Here is a 21,678-nt window from a genome sequence, read left to right as displayed (position 1 = left end):
CTATAGTGATGATTGTTTTGTTTTATAGATTAATCCTCACTAAAAATAACAATTAAAAAGGGCTATCTAACTTGGATGCATTATATCAATATCATATCAATATTAAGCACAATACCCATTTTAGATAGCCCCTTTATTAAAGGGATGAATATAAAGTTTAACTGTCGTTGCATTTACCACATTTAGGACAATATGAAAAAATAATATCAAAAGATTCACCGCAATTTTTACAGCTTATAAGTTTTGATTCAACTTTTAATTCAACTTTTGAATCAAATTTAGAATTCCCCCAGTATTTTTGACTAATATTTTCAAATTTTCCAGTGAAATTAAAATCAAATCTATTTGATCCGGATCTACCAAAATAATCAGTATCCGTTGTATGAAAATCATGTCTAGTGATGTATTTAATAAAGAGCGTTGCTTGTATGATCCCTACTGTTATAAAAAACACTCCAATTAAAGGAAACAATATCCCCATGGGACCAAATCCACCTACTATGCTTATGAAACGATGTACCATCATTGTCCATAAAATCCCAAATCCAATAGTAAGAATAGAACTGATAAATGATACAGCCGGTTGCCCTCTATTTGACTTCACTACTTTCATCAATCCTCCATTACAGTCTGACAAATCTATACCTTACTTTCATTGTATAGCTGCTTTCTATAATGATAATTTGATTTTCATTAAAATAAGATTAGAATGCTGCAAATTTTTTCCCAAACTGATAACATTCATCTTCTCCTTCTGAAGTTGGCTTATCACCTAAAATTAAACCTTCCTCAAAGAGTTGAGCACCTGCATTCTCAGTTCTAGTTTCCCAATCACGCATCCACTCACCATCTCCCCATCCATATGAACCAAAAAGTGCAACTTTAATCCCTGACAGATTACTTTCCAACTTTGTAAAAAAAGGATCAAATTCAGTTTCTTCAAGGACTTCAGCTCCCATAGATGGGCAACCAAAAGCAATGTGTGAAAACTTTTTTGCATCTTCAACAGTAATTTCTGAGACATTATAAATTTCTACTTCACTGTTTAGCTCTTTTATACCTTTAAAGACTGATTTTGCCATAATTTCAGTGTTTCCCGTACCACTCCAATATATTACCGCGTAATTTTTCATATGACTCTCCTCTCCAAATAAAGTGTGCTTTCCGCATTTAGAATATCAACTACACTAAATCCATTTTGTACTTGAGCACACATCTCATCTCTTGCTTTACTGTATGAATCAAACAAGCACCTTGCTTCTTGTTCATCTCCATACACCTTCCAATAGCCACAAATTTTGCAATTTCTGCCCTTGTTTTTAATAAAACCTAGCACATCTACAAGTGGGTATCCTAGAAATAGACCTACTTCATGTGGAAAGCTACCATTTTTACTTATTCTCGTTTTCAAATGAGATATTATCGCATCAAGGTTACTGTACATAGGATAACCTTGTACTAATAAATAACCCCAAATTTCAGGCGATTCCAAGCTAGATAGTAGCAGATCCTTATTAAAAATGAGTGTCAGTTCTTTGTACTTAGACTCCCATAACTTTTCTAAAAATACACCTTTTCTATTTAAACTATTCACAGTATCTATTATATTGTTGTTTGACACGATTTTTTGGTGCGCAATTAGGTTGGCAGGTTTAAGACCTCCAATGGTTGGTGCACAGTGAAATGCAAGTACCTGATCTAGATTCAAAAAAATTCTCCTTTTTAAGCATGTACTAATAATCGATTATCCGCTTAAATGATAACGATTATCACTCGCAAAGTCAAGTGTCAAACCCTCACATTTGTTTATATTAATTATTTTTCATTGAAATTAATAATAGTTTTGCTACCTATTCATTTTTATCTCACATTTAATTTAGAAAATCGCAATCTTAATAAAAAAGTCACTCTAAAATGATGGTTATCATTTAAAGTGACTTCTGCGAAATTTTCAACAAAATCTTCAGTTTTATTACAATTTAAGATTTTTTTATTTCTAAATTTTTGATTCCTAATTAGATGTTATTATAATGAAATTACTGATTTTTACCAATTACTTCAACAATTTTATACATGATGTCAGCTGCTTCAGCTCTTGAAATATCAGCTTTAGGTGATAAGTTTCCCATATCATCTAGTGATATAAAACCATAGTACAATGCTCTTTGCAAAAGCCCACTGTAATCTGCAGTAATATCGGCTTCATCTTTGATTTCTACAGGTGTAATTTTGATCATTGGCATATCGTTCTTTTGTTCATACGTGCTAACGATATGATAAATAAATTCTTCTTTTGTCCAAACTTGATTTGGATCTAAGTTTGCATCAAGTTCCACGCCGTTGACACTTGCAGCAATAAAGCCTTGTGCATACCATGCCGTATCATCGGCATTTTTAAAATAATCAGTCGCTTTTGGTTCTTTAATAAACCTAATTGTATCTAGGTTTAGATCAAATGTGTTGACGATCATCAAAATACCTTCTGATGCTTTTAATGATTTTTTTGGCATAAACAACTCGCTTGATGTGCCATTTATAATTCCTTTTTCATGCAATGTCATAATAGCATTTTCTTGTGAAATGCCACTAATATCTTTGAATTCTAATCCAGCAAAGCTTGCACCAGTTACTGTTAATGCTGCTAGCACTAAAGCTATTCCGTTTTTTTTCATATTAAATTTCATTTAATCACCTCTCTAAATAGCATGAAATAATACTTATAATATTAAGACGTAATAAAAATAAAAAAGTTCCAAGGCTAAAAGGTGTCAGGTCATAGTTATCTTTTTCCCATAAAATGGTAAAAAGATAACTATGACCTGACACCTTTTAGCTAAAACATTGATAACTGATTTTTGGGTCTTTCCCATTTATATGCTTTAATAATGTCTTCCATTTTATATGCTAATCCATGTTTTTCACATTCTATCCTAAATAATGCTTTCAAGTTTTTGGCATTGGGGCTGCCACAAGAATAGTTATTTCCAAAAGTAGTTACGTACTTTGATTTAATGCCAGGAAAATCTTTCTCTAAGGCTTCATAAAAATATTCACGATTCCCTTCTCTAAGCGTTAATCCAAAGGCTGGTGATATAAATTTTGCGCCACTTTTTATAGCTTGCTCGATGATTGCTAAGACGTTTTCCTCCGTATCATTAATAAAAGGTAATATAGGCATCATCAAGATCCCAGTGTAGATGCCTGCATCGGACAATTTTCTTATGGCCTCAAATCGTTCGGATGGGGGCGATACATTAGGTTCAATCAATCGACTTAGTGTATCATCAGCTGTCGTTACGGTTAGCTTACAAATGACCGGTGCTTTCGTACTAATCTCTGTTAATAAATCGATGTCTCTTTGAATTAATGCACTTTTGGTTGCTATTGCGACACCAAACTCGTGTTTAGAGATGATCTCAAGTGCACCTCTTGTGAGATTGTATTGCTTTTCACAGGCATTATAAGGATCACTCATAGCGCCTGTTCCGATAACTCCGGAACGTCTTTTTCCCTTCAGTTCTAAGTTTAGCTTTTGTAGTGCATCACGTTTTCCTCTTACGGTATCAAAATCCTCTAAATGATAACAAGTACTCCTGCTATCACAGTAAATACAACCATGATGGCACCCTCTATATAAATTCATGTTAAAGTCAGTGCCAAACCAAAAGTCGTTTTTTGTACTTGATACAATTTTTTTTGATTCAATCCATTCCATTTATCACTCCATGGCTAAAAGGTGTCAGGTCATAATTGGGAAACTACCATATAATGGAATTTTGCTAACTATGACCTGACACCTTTTAGCCTTTTACTTCTCGCAATATGAAGTCTTCCATTTTTCCATATTGGACATTCTTATTAACCGACATCAACCATCGTTCTAATTTCTCACCTGAAATATTATAAAAAAAGTCATGACTTTTTCGATCCTTGGTAAATTGAATATCAGAGACTTCTTTTTTACTATAGTCTTGATAAATCTGCTTCATTTTTTTTACCAGATCTATATTTGAATATGCTTCTTTTCCAGGAACATTAAAAATCTCACCTACAACCGAACTTTCTAAGAGATACCATATGATTTGAGAATAAGTCTCTACATCAAGCCATCGGCGCATCTGTTCGCCTTTTCCATATACAATTATTGGGGTGTTTTCTTTTATTGCCGACATGGTCTTGGGGATAAATTTTTCAGTATGCTGTAATCCACCAAATACGTTACTACTTCTCAATATTAAACATGGCAATCTATCTGACCTCATCTTACCAATCACAAGTTGGTCTGCAGCTGCTTTTGTTGCAGAATATGGATTAGAAGGATTTAAGACGCTTAGCTCATTGGCTGGCTCTTCTTCCACTTTAATACTACCATAAACCTCGTCAGTACTGATATGGATTAATTTTTTTCCATTAAAACCTTCGGGCGTATTTATCCAAATTTGTGTGGCACATTCAATTACATTAGCGGTTCCCAAGATATTAGTTTGGATGAAAGGCATATCATCCTTAAGACTTCTATCAACATGGCTCTCAGCAGCAAAATGTACGATATGTGTAATCTCATACTTTTTAAGAGTTTCTAAAAAAAGACTTCCATTACAGACATCACCTTCAATGATAGTGGCATTAGTTCCATATAGACGGAGTCGATCGGCTGCATAAGTTAATTTATCATAGACAACTATTGTTACATCGTTACCAAGTTTATTTCTTAAGAACTTTACAAAATGACTTCCAATAAATCCAGCGCCACCAGTTACACATATTTTATAGTCTTGCATTACGCCTCCAGTTAAAACTCAAAAAATTTAATTAGTGTATCTATAACACGATCTTGATCTTCGTTTGACATACTATAATATAGAGGTAAACGCAAAAGTCCACTATGTACATCAACTGTTCCTTTCATAGTAGTTCGCGTTGTGCCATACTTTTTCCCCGCTATTGACTGATGTAGGGGTTCATAGTGTGTAACAGCTTCAATGTTATTTTCATAAAATAAAGTTAAAAGTTTTTTTCTTGATTCCAAAGTCTTCATTATTACTGGGAAAATGTGTCCGTTTATGCTTGCATCTTCGATGATTTCAATCAAACTCATTTGTGCATCCCATTTATTTTTATGAAAGAGCAAAGCTTCCATATAACGCTCAAAAAATTTTTTTCGTTTATCAGTTACATTTCTAATATATTTGAGGGATTCCAAAAGGTAAGTGGCCTGATAGTTAGACATCTGATATTCTCCACCTAATGTCTGCCAAGAGTATTTGGAACACTCACCCTTTATGTAGTCAAGTCGATTTGTACCTTGAAAGTAAATCATATCACAATTATTAATGTGTTCTTCTTGGTCTCGGTTAACATAAAGAACTCCTCCAGCTCCTGCTGCGTGGATATTTTTGGTGTGATGAAAACTCACACATCCCATCTCTCCCACCATTCCAAGGGACTTGCCTTTATAAAACGAGCCAATTCCGTGAGCTGCATCTTCTAATAACAAGATATTGCGCCCCTCAATCAATCGACTAATACTTTGAAGATCTGCTGCGCAACCGCCATAATGAATAGGAATAATTGCCTTGGTATGATTTGTGATCAAAGGCGCCACTGTTCGACTAGAAATATTCAAGGTTTCTTTTTCGATATCAGCAAAAATTACCTTAGCACCTGTTCTTGCAAAAGCATTAGCAGTAGCAGCATAAGTGTAAGAGGGCATGATTATTTCATCAGTATTTTTCAAGTTTAAAGAAAGTGCCATCATCTCAAGGGCCTGTGTCGCTGACTGTGTAAAATAAGTTTTATAGGCGCGCTCAGAGCAATGAAACTCACTGTAAATTTCGTTGAGATCTTTTAAAATCGCATCATCATCAATTGACTTAGTACTCATCCATTCTAGTGTTCGACTCAATATCTGAGGATGTTCAAAAGGAATATGAAAAGGTATTTTTTTAGGCATAAGAACCTCCACAAAACTGTCAAAACTACAGAATGATTTCTAAAATTTCTTACGGTTATTGTATCATAGTTAAAATTAAAAAAGATGCCCCTCATGATTATATCACGAAAGGCACCTGATTTTTATATTATTGAACGACTGGGAAACCTTTATTAGCCCAACCCATAGGTGCGTTTGAAGCAGTACCCATACCACCGTTTAATGATACAGCATCATAGCCCATTAATCTAAGAATAGCGTCAACTTGACCCGCAGTTTGACCAGTATAACAGTAAACCACAATTTTCTTATCCATAGGGAGCGTTGTTTTAAAACCATCAATCATCGATTTCCCAAAAGGAACATTTGAAGCGCCCTCAATATGTCCTAAAGCAAAATCTTCTGCTTTTCTAACAGAAAGAATATAGATTGAATCGTCTTTAGCATCTACCATTGCCTTTAAATCATCTTCAGATACTTTATAGTTTTTAAAACGTGCATCTTCAATTGTTGCAAGTCCAGCATAATAGGCTGTCACAGCATCTTGAATTGCTGGCGAAATCTCTAGGCCAGCGCCTTCGAATGAAACCGCATCTGTCACAGTTACATCTGCAACACCTTCAACTTTTGAAATGCCTAAGTTCCATCCAAGATTTACACTTCGTGCATTTAAGCCTGCTAAATTAAGCGTAACCACTGCTTGACCAGCAGTTTGCCCAGTATAGCAGTAGATAAAAACAGGTTTGTCAGCTGGAATACTTGCTAAGTTTTCAGCAATTGCTGGCCCCCAAGGCAAATTTACAGCACCCTTTACATGACCTTTTCCATAATCATCAGCTGAACGGATGTCTATAATCGTCATCGCATCACCTGCTTTTACCATATCAATAAAATCTTTTTCGCCTATTTTATAGATATGATCTGGCATCTCAGCATAAAGTTTTTCCAAAGTAGATGTTACTTCAGAAACAAGTGGGAAACCATTGTTTGCCCATCCTGAAGGTGAATTTGAACCAGTTCCCATACCACCGTTAAGTGATACAGCTTCATAGCCCATTAATCTTAAAGCAGCAGTCGCTTGACCTGCAGTTTGTCCTGTATAGCAATAAACTACGATTGTTTTGTCCATTGGTAATGTCGTAAATTCTGCAGACATTGTTTTCCCAAAAGGAATATTGCTTGCGCCTTCGATATGACCTTTTTTATAATCATCCGCTTTTCTCACTGATAAAACATAGATAGAATCATCTTTAGCATCTACCATCGCTTTAAGTTCAGCTTCTGAAACTTTATAATTTTTGTATTTACTATCTGCAACACCAGCAAGACCAGTATAGTAATCTGTCATAGCAGTTTGAATTTCAGGATCAATTACAGTTGCTCCTGCTTTTAGCGTTGCTACATCAGTAACTGTTACTGATTCTACGCCATCAACTTTTGAAATACCTAAATTCCAACCTAAGTTGACACTTCTTGCATCAAATCCTGCAATATTAAGTGTTGTAACTGCTTGTCCAGCAGTTTGTCCTGTGTAGCAATAAACAAATACAGGTTTATCTGCGGGAATACTTGAAAGCCCCTCTGCTATGGCTGGTCCCCAAGGCATGTTAACCGCACCTTTTACATGACCTTTTCCATAGTCTTCTGCACTTCTAATGTCAATAATCGTCATTGCTTCATCCGCATTGACTTTTTCTATGAACTCCTTTTGATCAATTTTATAGATATGCTCAGGCATGTTCTCGAAATATGTTGTCACAAGTTTAGACATGTCAAAACTCATACCAGCTTCTGTTGTACTTTGAGTTGTTTCAACTGTCATTGAAACTGGTTCATCAGTATTACCACATGCTGACATGGAAAAAACAAGTACTAAAGCCAATAGAATTGTTAACCATTTTTTATTCATCTCTTCATCCTCCATCAAGATTCCATCAGGATCCGTCTGATTCCCCTACGGGTGCAGTATCTTCTTGCATATTACTTACATCAACCTTACTTGACCATTCAATCCAAGCGCCATCATATACCTTTAAGTTGGTATAACCGGCCTCTTGAAGTAAAGCCACTGTCTGTGTTGCTCTAAAAGACGACTTGCAATATACAATTATGGTATCTGACTTTTCAAACCCTGCGTCTTTATAAAAAAGACCCAAGTCTCTACTCGACATAAAAGTACCATCTTTATACAAATTTTTAGTATGTGGATACAAAATTGCTCCTGGAATATAACCTTCAGCATATTCTGCTGCAGATCTAACATCCAGAAGTTTAACCCCTTCAACTGGTGTTTCAGCAAACGTTGAAACTTCATCAAAAGTTGCAATCATATTTGTGTTTGCTTCACTTGCATTATATGAAGTTTCACTTAGTTTTGTAGCATCTGCAGTGAGCTTACCCTTTGCTTTTACAAGTTCAGATGCACCACCATTTATCAACATTACTTGGTCGTGACCATACACTTTCATTGTCCACCAGATTCGACCTGCATTTACACCACCATTGTCATCGTAGATATACACGATGCTGTCATTGGCAATTCCATTTGCAGACATAATTGATTCAAAGCCAGTTTTATCAATCAAAGTCATGGGTATAGGTGATTCTGCCACTAAAGCTAACGGCGACAAACAGATAGCACCTTCTAAATGCCCGTTGTTGTAAGCCTCTTCACCCCTAGCATCAATAACAATCACCTTTGGATTAGCGTTTAAAGCATCAATCGCTGCAGTGGCTTCAATCACGTTAAGATCACCTGGATAGGTCGTGTCAATTCCACATGCAGTTAGAGCAAGTAATGAGGCCATGATTACGATCATAGCAAGGATCCTTAATTGTCGTTTCGTCATTTCGACCTCCTAAACGAATTTGTGAGATTGCTTTGGAGTAATTTGTTAAATATTAGACAAACATTTTGTCGTAAACTTAACGATTTCTAATTAATTATATGTTATTACTCTTTCTTTTGGCTATCGTAATTACTTATATTAAATTCTATATTTTAATGATAGAATTTTAACAAGCTCAGATTTGATATGTACAAAATCTAATTCTTCTCATATGATAAGAGAAAGCAACTATATAATTTCAATTATTTGTACATTACACATTCTTTATCAGAAGTTAGGGGTCAATTGCCTATATGAAGCTCAAGCTCAATTTCAAGCCAATTTCATCTACAAAAAAATATATGTGTCATCTTACAACCGTTGATATCGTCGGAATATTCCTTTTGTCACTCTATGTACTTGTAAGCTTTGCGTCGATTACGCAATTTCCAGTCATACATTCAGATGAGTTATGGTTAAACGGCATTGCCAGTGAGATGGCTTTGCAAAAATCTTTAGCGATAACAGAGCCATTTTACGACCTTTACCCACGAACCATTCATCCGTTTAGATGGTTGTATAATGGCCTGATCATATTGGTAAGACCCGTACTTGGCAGCTCTATTCGCAGTATAAGAACACTTTCATTTATTTTTGCTATTACCAGTTTGATTCTTTTATACAAAATCCTCAAAGTCTCTATAAAAAACGAAATCTTACCACTTATAGGATCCATTCTTTTGGCTATAAACATACAATTTATTTATAGCTCTCACCAAGGACGCCAAGAGATGATATTGGTTTTTTTTATGTTGCTTGGTTTATTTTTCCTAACCCGACCTGGCACTTCAAAACTCTCTCTTAAGTTATCATTTATCCTGTTTTTAGCAATGGGAATTCATCCCAACAGTTTCTTACTAGGCGTAGCTTTTACAGCCACTTTATTTATCCAGGGCTTATTGGCACCTTCCAGCTTTAAACGATATCTAGTAATCATCTTACGCCTCGCACTCTATACATGTATTGGTGTGATCACCTATCTCATCGTCGGCTTTTCGATGAACCCCAATTTCATAACTGAGTATATAAATTATGGAACCACACTTGGAATCGACCAAGCTCTTACAGGTAGATTTCAAGGATTCTACTGGTTTTTTTATAAACTCTATCAGCAAATCGGCGGCACATATGATCTATTCAATATAAAAATTCAACTATTGACGCTTGCTCTCATCATTATTATCGGAACACCTATCATTATAGGTATGAAAATCAAAAAAATACATCTAAATTCCTCAAGTAGTGTGCTGTTTGCCAACGCATTCGGCGCTAATATTGGGCTATTACTGGGCCTTCTGATCATTGGAAGATACAATCAGACGTCCATCATATTCTTTATTCCGGTTTTAATCTTATCTTTAGCCGCAACCGTAGGGTATTTTCTACAAAAAACTACGTCAAAAGTCACTTCATCAATTTTATTAGCCACTAGCTTAATATTTGTACTCTTAAATGCAAATCAACTTTGGAATAATTTGCAAAGCTATGACCGACAACACTTCTATACCGTAAGTTATGATACTATGATCGAGACACTTCAAAAAAACATTCCCAGCGACGCAACTGTGCTTGGCAATCTCAACACAATAGAAGCTTTTCAATCTCAAAAATTTTATGACATCAGAAACTTAGGCTATTTGGATACTACGATAGAAAATTACCTTGAAACTAGAGCAATAGACTATATCGTTATTCATGAAGAAATGGACTATATCTGGCGAACTTCTCCAAAATGGGATTTCTTGTATGTCAACCTAGATTACTACCCAGCTCTAAAAAGTTATTTGCAGGCAAATGCAACACTTGTAAAAACATTTGATAATCCCATCTATGCAATGAGAATTGCAAGATACAGTGGGACTTATCCTTGGACCACTACAATCTACAAACTAGAAAGATAAAAGGTGTCAGGTCATAGTTAGCCATCTGGCTAACTATGACCTGACACCTTTTATCTTTTTTTTGCATCTTTATAGGTAATCACCAAATTCTTTCCCTGTTCATCTTGAATCTCAAACATTGCATAAATCTTTTCGATATTGCTCTCTACTTCTAATTCGTTCTTTCCAGTTACGATAAAATAACCTGCACGCTGCGAAGCATCTTTAATTGCTCCAATCTCATCACCTATTCTAAAGTTATACCCAGCATCTAAAACAAAAGGCAAGTTTTTCAATACTGATATAGGCGTCATAGCGCTTATCTTTCCTGGCTTTGCAAAAAATAGCTGTGTATTAAAAGCCTTTTCAGTTGGATTATATTTGATATTGTCTATCTTTATTTTTTCACCTATACTTGATGCTATCACCAAATCCATAATTTCTACATCCGCGACATAAGGAATCGTTTTATCTTCATATGCACCACCAAGACGGCACGCAATTTCATTGATCCAGATTCCTTTATCTCCTATCAACATTTGAAAATATATTGGTCCGTTATTGATATCAAAATGATGACAGATGCGCTTCGTTAAGTCTTCGATTTTCTCATACATATGCTTATGCACCGAAGGATGCCTATGTGCGATGCACACACCAATTTTTTCTTCTGAGGGGAAAGTGACACGATCAGTAAGAGATAGAATTGAAACTCTCCCTTGACTAACCCACCCACTTACAGTAACTTCTGTACTTTCGTAAAACTCCTCAACTATAATTTCTTCTTCTCTAGAATGCCTCAAAACATCATCGAAAAGCATCCTAATTTCATCAACTGTATCAACTTTAAAAATTCCCCTTTGACCTTGGGAGTCAACAGGTTTAATTACATACGGTGGCTTAATAGGCATTATCGCAGTTGTAGCAAAATTTTTACTAACTACTGCAAAAGGAGCTGTAGGAAGCTTAAATTGTTGAAACCTTTGTTTCATCACTTTTTTGTTCGTCACTCTAAGCGCGACTTCACTATCTATAAGTGTTGGTAAATTTAGTATTTCAGCTACTTTACTTACCGTGTATACCGGTTGATCAGTACCGACTGTAAGCAGTCCATCTAGCTTCATGTCTTTCGCACATGCAAGTATAGCATCTACATTGAAAGCATCCGCCAGCACCTGTTCATCTGCAAGAGCCTTACCGTCTGTTGTTTTATTATAGTCAGCTGCGATTACGTAGTATCCCAGTTGCTTCATTCTCTTTATCGCATTAATTTGACAACTACCTGCGCCTACAATCAGCAACTTTTTCATAATGATTTGTCTCCTTTACACTTTGCCATCTTTTCGGTATTATACCATAATAAAGTGTCAACTTAGCACCAATTAAAAGACACTTTTTTAAATTGTACCCTGATTTACCATATACGCGTTCTCTACGTTCAATGCTGATATTTTCAGGCTTTTTTGAGTATGCTAATAGTTCGGCACTTAGATAAAAGAACTTTGAAAAATTTGGGTTAAGTTTTGAATAGACTGATCGATGAATCAATCTAAAACTACTTACTCGCTTACCATCTAACACACTAAACTTACACCTAAAGAAGGCACCGATTATTTTGGAACCCCACGCTCTCGGACCATTGATGCCATAGTCATCATATATCCCAAACACGAGATCACTACCTTTTTCAGAGAGTTTAAGCATCTCATCCAAACTAATTATATTATGCTGAAGGTCATCATCCATGGTAAGAGCGAATTGCCCGTTAGCCTTTAAAAGTCCAACAGCAATTGCTTTTTGCTGACCGATATTTTTTTCCAAATGAATTACTGTAAGTACTACTTTATCATTTAAAGAATTTCTGGGTAACTTTTTAAGTCTTTCAAGTTCAGTATATGTTGCATGCTCACTTCCATCATTCACAAAGATAATTTCATAATTAAAGTTTTTTCCATCAAAAAAATCATGAATTTCATCGGTTAATATTGCTAGAGATGCTATGCTATTGTATACCGGAATAACAATTGAAAAGTCCATTGAATCTCCTTTATGATATGATATACTATTATTATGTTTATAATTTAACAATTTGTCCTGCTATTCAAGATGTGATATAAACTTTACAGAAGGTGATCTTATGAATAAAATTGACTGCTTTGGGGATATATGTCCCATTCCACTTTTAAAAATGCAAAATGAAATGGAACTGCTTACACGTGGCGAATCTTTTGAAATGGTTGTTGATCATAGCTGTGTTATTGAATCTATCAAAGAACATTTAAAACGTACATCATTTCAATATGAAATAGAGGAAGTCATGAACGGCGTTTGGGAAATCATTATCACAAAAATCTAAGTTACTTTTAACATAATCCTCATAACTACTCAATCAACGAAAGGATGGATCTATACGATCACATCCTTTTTTGTATTAAAAAACTAAAAATATTAGCAAAAGTCCTTTTCAGCATTTTCAATGAAGTAATTATAGACGTCATTTACGGCTCTGTTGCGATTGCATTTCCGATGTGATACAAGATAAATATCGTAATCTAAATTAAAATTTGTAACTTCCACTATCTTATAGCGTTTTTCATATAGTTCTTTTTTAACTGACATATATGGCAAGAAACAAATTCCTAAATTATTATTAACAGATGACTTCGCAGCTGGAATCGAATCCACTTTAAACATAATAGGTATTTTGTCTATTGTCACACCAACTGACTTAAGTTTACTTTTTAAAAATGAAGATATAACCAGCGCTTCATCGTCTAGTAAAACCATCTCATGTTTTTGTAAGTCTTGTACATCAATTACATCAGGAATGCGCGAATTTACATTTGCAATCAACACAATACGTTCTTTTCCTATTTTTCCGTAATCCAAACGGTCATCACAAGGCTCTTCTGTTACAAAGCAAAGGTCTGTGAGTTCATTTATTAGATCATTGATAGAATCTATATTAGATCTAGCATGCATTTCAAAGTTGTAGCTAGGATGTTTCTTTTTTACTTTATAAAGAACACATGGCAAAGAATAATCTACAAGTGAAAGTGAGCCGTTAATTCTTATATTTTCGACGCTAAACTCTAAAGAATCTAGTTCCTCTTTCATCTTCTCGTATATTCGAGTGATTGTTCCAGAATACTTGAATAGAATTCTTCCTGCTTCCGTTGGTTCAACGCCTTTGTTACTTCTCTCAAGCAGCATAAAGCCTAACTCATTTTCGAGTTTTTGGATATTCTGACTTAATGCAGACTGGGAGATATGTCTGTTTGTCGCTACCTTTGATATACTCTTCGTCTCAACAACTTCCCTAAAATATTCAAGTGCTGTTAAATTCATAAGCCACCTCACTACCATCATGCCTGATAAGCACACTCATTGGGTATCGTATTTTCTTATACTGCTTTAGAATTGCAAGTGATAACATTCATTGATAAAATGTTATCATATTATTGTGAGATTGTTAAGAGTGTAGCAAACTTTTTTAATCAGGAGTGTGAAAAAATGGCTGAACAAACTAGACCAGCAGCATCAAGACGCTCTTCCGCGAACAGAAAGCCAAAGAAAAATCAAATTCCATTTGGTTTTATAACAGTTGCTTTCATCGTTGTCGTTGCCATACTACTCAATATGAATTCTACAAATGTAGCATTCTTTTGGATCACGGGAACTGCATTCGGCTTTATTCTTCAAAAAGGAAGATTTTGCTTTACAGCTTCTATGCGCGATCCTTATTTAACCGGTAGTACTTCTATAACTAGAGCTGTGATTATTGCTTTTGCTCTAACGACAATTGGCTTCACTGCCATTAAATATGGCTATTCCTCAGCAGGACTACCAATTCCAGGTATGAGTTATGTAGTTCCAATAAGTATTGCAACTCTTATTGGCGCATTTATGTTTGGTATCGGCATGGTTATCGCTGGTGGATGCGCATCAGGTACACTTATGCGTGTTGGTGAAGGCTTTTTTATGAATGCAATTGCACTTGTTTTCTTTATCATTGGCTCTCTTTGGGGCGCACATGATTTTGGATGGTGGAAAGAGTTCTTTATATCAAAAGGACCAAGTATATTCTTACCTGACGTTTTCGGATGGATGGGGGCAGTACTTTTACAACTATTTGTTCTTTTAGGACTATACGTACTTGCAGAACAATATGAGAAAAAACGCGGTTCGTCTCATTAAAATACACAAATATCTAATAATATTTAGATTTCACAGAAATCAAGTTAAAGAAAATTATGTATTTAAAAGTAAAATATGTGTGTAACGAAATCTACTAAATAATGAATACCTATTAGGAGGAAACTATAATGAAAGAAGTAATGTTAGATTGTCTAGGCGAAGCATGTCCAATCCCTTTAGTAAAAGCTGAGAACAAACTTAAAGAACTTGAAATTGGTGATATGCTCATCGTTCAAATAGATCACAGTTGTGCTATGAAAAATGTACCTGAATGGGCAAGAAAAGAAGGCTACAACGTAGAAGTTGAAGAAGTTGATGACGGTGAATGGGAAGTAATCATCGAAAAAACAAAATAAAGTCGTATCACACCATATATGGAGGTGTAACTCTTGGAAAAGAAAAACGGTAAATTTTTTGATCGAATGAAATCAAATGAATACTATATCAAATGGCTCAAAAATCCATTTACCTACATCGTTGCTGCCGTACTTCTCTCTTTATTTCAAATTGTGACGCTTGCTGTTTCGAAAAATCCATGGGGCGTATCAGGCGTGTTTGCAGTATGGGGTGCTTGGATCTATGAAGCGGTCGGTGGTAGTGTGGATAAATGGTATTACTTTGCAAGTTCCGGCGCACAAGCTACACTTGAAGGTGGTCTTTTAAATCATGCAGATTCATGGAGAAACTTAGGGATTATATTTGGTGCTCTTGCAGCAACACTCCTAGCTTCAGGATTTAAAATCAAAAAAATCAAGTCTAAAAAACAAGTTATTGCAGCAGCTCTTGGTGGCCTTTTAATGGGCTACGGTGCAAGAATCGCATTTGGCTGTAACATCGGTGCACTCTATAGCGGTATCGCTTCTTTATCCCTTTCAGGATGGGTATTTGCTATTGGTATGTTTGCTGGTGCAGTAGTAGGCAGTAAGCTACTTGTAAAATACTTTATGTAGATTTTTATTACAGCATTCTATAAATATATTATGGAATGCTGTATACAAGTAAATTATTAGCCTTCGAAAATAAGAAGGAGTTTATCATGGCTAGAGAAAAAGTTGTTGAAAATTATGATGTAATTATTATTGGTGGTGGTCCAGCTGGACTAAGTGCCGCAATATATGCTGGACGTGCAAGACTAAAGACGCTTTTGCTTGAAAAGGCACTTGTTGGCGGTCTTGCAACATATACAAACGAAATTGCTAATTATCCAGGTTTTCCTGATGCACCTAAAGGAGAAGCTATTACGAACTTGATGAAAGAACAAGCCAAAAATATGGGTGTTAATTTCAAATTGACAGCTGTATCAAGCGTCCAATTAAAAGGTGAAGAAAAAGTCGTTGAGACATTTAGAAACAAATACATCGGAAAAGTAGTTATCATAGCGACTGGTGGTCGACCAAGAACAACAGGTGGCGAAAATGAAGAAGAATTCTTATTTGATAAAGGAATTAGCTTCTGTGCAACTTGTGATGCTGCAGGAAACACTGATAAACATGTTGTCGTAATCGGATCTGGTGATGCAGCAATTGAAGAAGGTATGTTTTTAACGAAATTTGCTAAGAAAGTAACGGTTTCAGTTATGCACGACGAAGGCATTATGGACTGTAATGAAATTGCAAAAGAGGCCGCTCTTGCAAATCCTAAGATGGAATTTATTTGGAATTCAGTTGTTAAACGTTTTGAAGGAGATGAACATTTATCTCGTGTTGTACTTAAAAACGTAAAAACTGGTGATGAAATTCCTGTTGATTGCGATAATTGCTTTGAATTTATCGGTTACTTGCCAAATACCGAAATTTTTGAAGGTCAATTACCTCTTACTAGACAAAGATATATTACCGTTAATGAGAAAAAAGAAACGGGAATTGAAGGTGTTTTTGCTATAGGTGATGTTACGGACAAATGGCTTAAACAAATTGCGACTGCAGTTGGCGATGGAGCAATTGCTGGGACTGCTGCTGAGCGTTATATCGCTGAGAAGGAAATCTTTGATCACAAAATAATGCAGTGCGAAAAACCCGGTTTAATATATGTTTACAATGCTATTGACGCAGAAAGTAGAAACTTTCTATCAGAAATTGAAGCAATAGAAGAATCTAACAAGGGAAAAATTGCAGTTAATAGAATTGACACTTATAAATCAAATGGTTTAGCTTTGAAACTCGAGCTCGATCAAGTCCCTGCAATAGTTATAACTAAAGATGGTAAAGTTACTGATAAAATATATGATCTAGATTCAAGCCTTATTAGTGCAAAACTCTAACCCAACCTAAAAGAAAAGACCAACGGGCTTGCATAACCGCAGGTCTTTTCTTTTTTACAAATGGAGCTCTTCATGAGATAATCTTTGCGCTAATGTATAGATTAATTTATACATAAATTAATCTATTCTGAATATTCTTGTGCTCATGACGGCTGCTTCCCTCTCATCATGTGTTACAAAAACAACTGATAACTGTTGTTCTTTTTGAATTTTTAAGACTAGTGCTTGCATCTTTTCTCTCAACTCCATATCAAGACTTGCAAAAGGTTCATCCATGAACAAGATTTTTGATTTACATAGCAAAGCTCTCGCAATCCCCACTCTTTGCTTCATACCACCAGACAATGCTCTAGGCTTTTTATACCTATGTTCCTTTAATTCAACCTTTTCAAGGACATCATCAAGTACTTTTTCATCAATATTTTGATGTATTACTTTTAAATTCTCCTCAACACTGAGCCAAGGCAGTAAACTTTCAGATTCCTGAAAAACCATTGGAAATGGAATTTTTATTTCATCAAAAATTGAATTATCATATTTTACTTCCCCCTCATAATCATTGTCTATTTGACACAAAATATTGAGTAAGGTACTTTTACCTGCGCCTGAGTTACCCATGACTACAAGTATTTCATTCTCATAAATGTCCAAATTAATCTGTTTAAATATGCATTGTTTATTAATTACTTTTGTTAAATTTCTTATCTGAATTATTGTTTTCATGACACTACCTCACGTTGTTGTGCGAAGTGAATTAATCTTTCGAAAATTGTACCGCACATTGCAATAGCAACCAGTCCTGCGATCATTCCCGATGTATCCATGTACATCCTTCTTTCGTATATCAACCATCCCAAACCTGAGTTTTTCCCTACTATTCCAAAAATCATTTCTATACTAATAAGTGCACGCCACCCTCTACTCCAAGCGATTTCAATTCCAGATAAAAGATCTGGCATCATCCCCCTTAGATAAATTTGAATCATCATTGTTTTAAAATCTATACGAAAAACCTTAATCATCCTACTATATTGTGAGGACAAACGATCTGCGCTAAGTAACAAAGTTGAATAAAGCGGCCATACCATTGCATGAATCATAATCAGTATCATGGAAGTACTAGATATTCCCATCCAAAGAATTACAATTGGTAGAACAGCAACACCAGGTAAAGGGCTAGCAATCCCATTAATCAAAGAAATTCCATTCTTAAAAAAATTTATTTTTTTTGATACACAAACCAGACCAAAAGCTATAATCAGGCTTACGATTAAAGCAAAAAAAACGATTCCTAAACTAAATATAATTTTACTTATTAATGATTCATGAAAAAACATATAAAGCAATCGTTCTATCACTGTGCTTACACTTGGAAATAAGGATTCAGGATAAACTTTCAACTTTACAATAACTTCCCATACACCTAAAATCATTAGTAAAAATATGATTTGATCACGCGTTTTATGCTTGCTGTTTAGTAAAGATGATTTACGTTGCATAAATATTTTATTATATTGTTTCATTGATTTATTTCGTTTCTGATATTCTAGTGGTCTCATTGTAAGCTCCTTGAAGTTTATTCTTCAATTATTGAAAGTTAATAACTAAAAGAATATTGAATGTCATTTATTAACCCAAAATAGGGACTCCGAAGAATAACTTCCTTTTAATTGATCTGATGACTTCATGAAAGAGATAAACTTTTCAATGCCTTTAACTTCTGTACTAAAATACATCTGATCACGTTGCAGATACTTTTTAATTTCATCTTGTGAATAATCATAGTTCTCACTTAATATAAAGTATGCTTCTTCTGGAGATTCATTAATATATGATATTGCCTCTTCAAGTGCTATCATAAAAGATTGATATATCAACGTATCGCTATATAGCGACTCTTGACAAACGCCTACTATAAAAGTAAAGTCTTCTCCAAAAGCATCTCGCCCATTTAGTATTTCATGAGAGCCCGCCGCTTTTAAATCCTCTTGTATAAAAGGTGGTGTTGTAAAATGTAGTTGCAAGTCATCACCAGCAGTATACGCAATTACCCCATCTGGGTGAGACAATGCAATCAATTGATCATCAAACTTATGAGCATCATCAAATACTTTTTCCGCCGCCATCATAAGAAGAATATGTTGAATACTACCTGGTTGAGGTAGTATTATTCGATTTTTATCTGTTAAATCAGAAAAATTTTCAATCTCAAAATCTTTGGTCATCAAAGATACGTTACTTTCTGATAGTCCAGTCATAATACGCCATGGCATACCATTATCCAGCGCCAACAAAAAAGGGGGAATTCCTACAAAACCAATATCTAAGCTACCTGAGAGCATCGCTTCTCTTATTGCAACTGTATTTCCAAATTTTTGCCATTTGATTTCAATGTCATCCAATCCATTTTCAAGTAATGCATTTTCTAAAAAACCCTTTTGTTTCATAATTTCAATCGGTGCATATGCCATCCCAAATTGATCAGCAATAATCAAAGTCTCTCTTTTTTTCGTCTCATTTGAAAAAATAAGCCCCCAGCAGCCTGCAAGAAACAAAATGAATACTATCACAACGATCAACATTATTTTTCCATTATTGATTTTTCTTTGAGTATTATTGTGCATTTTGTGCTCCTTTTATTCATCAAAAAAACACTCCTTTTTAACCGGAATGTTTGTTTATTTTTTATCAATTAATTATATCATAACTACATACTTTTAATGCCCTTAAAAACGAAAGCTATATCACATTCACTAATGGCTAAAAGGTGTCAGGTCATAGTTAGCCTTTTGGCTAACTATGACCTGACACCTTTTAGCCAAATAATAATTCACTAAACCTCGACACGGTTGCTTCAATCTCTCCTATTGAAAACACACGTTCAAATCTCTTTGTCTCTTTACCTTGCGCAAAAATGATAATCGTTGGATATACAAAAACCATGTATTCCCCTACTAAAGCTTTAATCGTCTCAACATCTGCTGAGATAAATTGCGCCTTCGCGTATGACTGAGACATTTCTTCTAAATCTGGTGTAATTGATAAACATACATTACAGCCCAAATCACTAAAAAGAGCAACAACTAAATCTTCATTCTTGATAATTTCTTTAACAGCCTCAGGTGAAGTAAAATTTCTAAGCATGTCTTTTCCTTTCTACATATCTCTTTAAGATATAATAAAGGACCTGATTACTAATCAAGTCCGTTTAATTTCTTCAGCATTTTTTGTAATAATTTTTTTTCATCTTGATCTAGGTTAATAAAGAAACCTTCTAAAACAGCTAAATGTGCGTCAAATACTTCTTTTATCAGACTTCTTCCTTCATCAGTAAGTCCAATCACAAAAGCTCTTCTATCTGCTACATTGACCTGTCGCTTTATGAGTCCTTCTTTTTCAAGGTTTCTAATGACAACTGTCATATTACCACTTGTTGATAGTGTTTTATCTATGAGTTCACCGATTTTTAAATCACCTAGATGAAATAAAGTTTCAAGTACACCAAATTGTGCGATGGTCAAATCGTAGTTGTTAAAAAACGTCTGAAGCACCCTTTGAAACGAGGTGTTTGACCTTGATAATGCTATGACCAACTTTAAGTTGATGGTGTTTTCTTCCCCGTAGTTCGCATGATTTTTCATACTATAATAGTATCCTTTGTTGGTATAGCTGTCAATATATTGATTGCTATTAGATCTATTAATATGACTTAATCACAGACCACATGCACTATATATCTATAACAAGTACTTATCATATCATGGTAAAAGTTTCACTTTAAGTTCATCATAAGTTTTTTTCAATTCTTCTAATGGCTGGTTAAAGATGATTTTTTTACCTTCATATTCAAAATAAATATAGCCACGATCATTTGTATTAATAAATAAAGTTACCGCACCTAATTCTTCTAATTGAAAATGTCCTTTTAGATGCGATCCAAGAGCAGCTCCATTTGTTCTCATAGATATTTTAGGTAGTTCATCCATGTATTTTAGCTGTTCCATTTGATCGTAAGCATATGTGCCACCATACATCCCCTTAATTTGCAGAGCATCATCACCTAAAACGACTCCTAGTGGTTGCATCGTCCATAGTAAAACAACTGCGACAATTACAATCACTACACCACCAGATGTTACAGGTAAAAGCATACTCTTAAGTGCACCTTTTTTTAACTTACCTGACTCCTCAAAATAGTGAGCGTCATATCTCAACGAATAAATTAACATAAATATAATTGAAATACCAATAACCACGACAATTGCAAATGAGCTTACATGTATATTTAGCGCGCTTAATATTGCAACAAGCAAAAGTAAAGCACCGTCAAAGTAGCTTACAATTCCTATAAATCTTGCCATTCCTTCAATATCAACGTCAGCTTTTCTTTCAACAGACATTCTTCTGTAACTCTTAATTAGAAAATACATTTTAAACACGTGTAGTGAAAGTCCAAATGCGATCAGTATCAAACCAATTATAGCGTATAACAACATAGTCTCCTCCTATTAGATGTTCTAC

24 protein-coding genes are annotated in these 21,678 nt (G+C 34.8%); 6 read left to right on the top strand and 18 right to left on the bottom strand.

Going from position 1 to position 21,678, the window contains the following annotated elements; genetic code table 11:
- Positions 1–157: 157 nt before the first annotated feature.
- The 9 genes from QE109_RS15470 to QE109_RS15430 all read right to left on the bottom strand — a co-directional run bounded on the left by QE109_RS15470 (position 158) and on the right by QE109_RS15430 (position 8,781).
- Positions 158–613, bottom strand: coding sequence for a hypothetical protein (locus QE109_RS15470; RefSeq protein ID WP_281095457.1), 456 nt, complete (start codon positions 611–613; stop codon positions 158–160).
- Between the two features lie 91 nt (positions 614–704).
- Positions 705–1,133 carry a flavodoxin gene (locus QE109_RS15465; protein ID WP_281095456.1) on the bottom strand — a complete coding sequence of 143 codons (429 nt, stop codon included), beginning with the start codon at positions 1,131–1,133 and terminating at the stop codon, positions 705–707.
- Positions 1,130–1,708: a DUF3793 family protein gene (locus tag QE109_RS15460; RefSeq protein WP_281095455.1), complete on the bottom strand. Its 579-nt coding sequence runs from the start codon at positions 1,706–1,708 to the stop codon at positions 1,130–1,132. Before QE109_RS15460 ends, QE109_RS15465 begins: the two co-directional genes overlap by 4 nt.
- 328 nt (positions 1,709–2,036) lie before the next feature.
- Positions 2,037–2,684 (bottom strand): S-layer homology domain-containing protein, encoded by a 648-nt coding sequence (locus QE109_RS15455; protein ID WP_281095454.1) that lies wholly within the window; start codon positions 2,682–2,684, stop codon positions 2,037–2,039.
- A gap of 149 nt (positions 2,685–2,833) precedes the next feature.
- Complete coding sequence (locus QE109_RS15450) at positions 2,834–3,715, bottom strand: SPL family radical SAM protein (protein ID WP_281095453.1); 882 nt, start codon at positions 3,713–3,715, stop codon at positions 2,834–2,836.
- A gap of 85 nt (positions 3,716–3,800) precedes the next feature.
- Positions 3,801–4,781, bottom strand: coding sequence for a GDP-mannose 4,6-dehydratase (locus QE109_RS15445; RefSeq protein WP_281095452.1), 981 nt, complete (start codon positions 4,779–4,781; stop codon positions 3,801–3,803).
- 11 nt (positions 4,782–4,792) lie between these two features.
- The gene (locus tag QE109_RS15440) at positions 4,793–5,953 is read right to left on the bottom strand and encodes an aminotransferase class V-fold PLP-dependent enzyme (protein WP_281095451.1); all 1,161 of its coding nucleotides are present in this window, start codon (positions 5,951–5,953) and stop codon (positions 4,793–4,795) included.
- Positions 5,954–6,080: 127 nt separating this feature from the next.
- Positions 6,081–7,841, bottom strand: coding sequence for a rhodanese-like domain-containing protein (locus QE109_RS15435; RefSeq protein ID WP_281095450.1), 1,761 nt, complete (start codon positions 7,839–7,841; stop codon positions 6,081–6,083).
- 25 nt (positions 7,842–7,866) lie between these two features.
- Positions 7,867–8,781, bottom strand: a complete 915-nt coding sequence (locus tag QE109_RS15430) for a sulfurtransferase (RefSeq protein WP_281095449.1) — start codon at positions 8,779–8,781, stop codon at positions 7,867–7,869.
- Between the two features lie 293 nt (positions 8,782–9,074).
- Between QE109_RS15430 and QE109_RS15425 the strand changes: the two genes are divergently transcribed.
- Positions 9,075–10,721 (top strand): glycosyltransferase family 39 protein, encoded by a 1,647-nt coding sequence (locus QE109_RS15425; protein WP_281095448.1) that lies wholly within the window; start codon positions 9,075–9,077, stop codon positions 10,719–10,721.
- A 50-nt stretch (positions 10,722–10,771) separates the two neighbouring features.
- Here the strand turns inward: QE109_RS15425 and QE109_RS15420 are convergent, their stop codons facing one another.
- Both QE109_RS15420 and QE109_RS15415 read right to left on the bottom strand, forming a co-directional pair.
- Positions 10,772–12,010 carry an ATP-grasp domain-containing protein gene (locus QE109_RS15420; protein ID WP_281095447.1) on the bottom strand — a complete coding sequence of 413 codons (1,239 nt, stop codon included), beginning with the start codon at positions 12,008–12,010 and terminating at the stop codon, positions 10,772–10,774.
- Positions 11,979–12,737, bottom strand: a complete 759-nt coding sequence (locus QE109_RS15415; RefSeq protein WP_281095446.1) for a glycosyltransferase — start codon at positions 12,735–12,737, stop codon at positions 11,979–11,981. Before QE109_RS15415 ends, QE109_RS15420 begins: the two co-directional genes overlap by 32 nt.
- 100 nt (positions 12,738–12,837) lie before the next feature.
- Here QE109_RS15415 and QE109_RS15410 point away from each other — a divergent pair, with 100 nt between their 5' ends.
- A complete protein-coding gene (locus QE109_RS15410; protein ID WP_281095445.1) occupies positions 12,838–13,056 on the top strand; it encodes a sulfurtransferase TusA family protein in 219 nt (72 codons plus the stop codon).
- 92 nt (positions 13,057–13,148) lie between these two features.
- On the opposite strand, the gene QE109_RS15405 is transcribed toward QE109_RS15410, so the two are convergent.
- Complete coding sequence (locus QE109_RS15405; protein ID WP_281095444.1) at positions 13,149–14,048, bottom strand: LysR family transcriptional regulator; 900 nt, start codon at positions 14,046–14,048, stop codon at positions 13,149–13,151.
- Between the two features lie 165 nt (positions 14,049–14,213).
- On the opposite strand from QE109_RS15405, the gene QE109_RS15400 reads away from it, so the two are divergent.
- The 4 genes from QE109_RS15400 (at position 14,214) to QE109_RS15385 (ending at position 17,157) form a co-directional block, all read left to right on the top strand.
- Positions 14,214–14,897, top strand: coding sequence for a YeeE/YedE thiosulfate transporter family protein (locus tag QE109_RS15400; RefSeq protein ID WP_281095443.1), 684 nt, complete (start codon positions 14,214–14,216; stop codon positions 14,895–14,897).
- A 128-nt stretch (positions 14,898–15,025) separates the two neighbouring features.
- Positions 15,026–15,253, top strand: a complete 228-nt coding sequence (locus tag QE109_RS15395) for a sulfurtransferase TusA family protein (protein ID WP_281095442.1) — start codon at positions 15,026–15,028, stop codon at positions 15,251–15,253.
- Between the two features lie 33 nt (positions 15,254–15,286).
- Positions 15,287–15,847, top strand: coding sequence for a YeeE/YedE thiosulfate transporter family protein (locus tag QE109_RS15390; RefSeq protein ID WP_281095441.1), 561 nt, complete (start codon positions 15,287–15,289; stop codon positions 15,845–15,847).
- Between the two features lie 86 nt (positions 15,848–15,933).
- Positions 15,934–17,157 carry an FAD-dependent oxidoreductase gene (locus QE109_RS15385; protein ID WP_281095440.1) on the top strand — a complete coding sequence of 408 codons (1,224 nt, stop codon included), beginning with the start codon at positions 15,934–15,936 and terminating at the stop codon, positions 17,155–17,157.
- A gap of 117 nt (positions 17,158–17,274) precedes the next feature.
- Here QE109_RS15385 and QE109_RS15380 read toward each other — a convergent pair whose 3' ends face one another.
- The 6 genes from QE109_RS15380 to QE109_RS15355 form a co-directional block, all read right to left on the bottom strand.
- Entirely contained in the window at positions 17,275–17,880 is a 606-nt protein-coding gene (locus QE109_RS15380) for an ABC transporter ATP-binding protein (RefSeq protein WP_281095439.1), read from the bottom strand.
- The gene (locus QE109_RS15375) at positions 17,877–18,716 is read right to left on the bottom strand and encodes an ABC transporter permease (protein WP_281095438.1); all 840 of its coding nucleotides are present in this window, start codon (positions 18,714–18,716) and stop codon (positions 17,877–17,879) included. The genes QE109_RS15380 and QE109_RS15375 overlap by 4 nt, the downstream gene beginning before the upstream one ends.
- A gap of 63 nt (positions 18,717–18,779) precedes the next feature.
- Entirely contained in the window at positions 18,780–19,781 is a 1,002-nt protein-coding gene (locus QE109_RS15370; RefSeq protein WP_281095437.1) for an ABC transporter substrate-binding protein, read from the bottom strand.
- A gap of 190 nt (positions 19,782–19,971) precedes the next feature.
- Positions 19,972–20,301 (bottom strand): thioredoxin family protein, encoded by a 330-nt coding sequence (locus tag QE109_RS15365; RefSeq protein ID WP_281095436.1) that lies wholly within the window; start codon positions 20,299–20,301, stop codon positions 19,972–19,974.
- Between the two features lie 50 nt (positions 20,302–20,351).
- Entirely contained in the window at positions 20,352–20,798 is a 447-nt protein-coding gene (locus tag QE109_RS15360; RefSeq protein WP_281095435.1) for a MarR family winged helix-turn-helix transcriptional regulator, read from the bottom strand.
- A 117-nt stretch (positions 20,799–20,915) separates the two neighbouring features.
- Positions 20,916–21,653 (bottom strand): DUF3784 domain-containing protein, encoded by a 738-nt coding sequence (locus tag QE109_RS15355; RefSeq protein ID WP_281095434.1) that lies wholly within the window; start codon positions 21,651–21,653, stop codon positions 20,916–20,918.
- Positions 21,654–21,678 lie beyond the last annotated feature (25 nt).

The organism is Fusibacter bizertensis (genome assembly GCF_029914245.1).
GTDB lineage: Bacteria > Bacillota > Clostridia > Peptostreptococcales > Acidaminobacteraceae > Fusibacter_C > Fusibacter_C bizertensis.
This window is presented reverse-complemented; position numbering and strand designations above follow the sequence as displayed.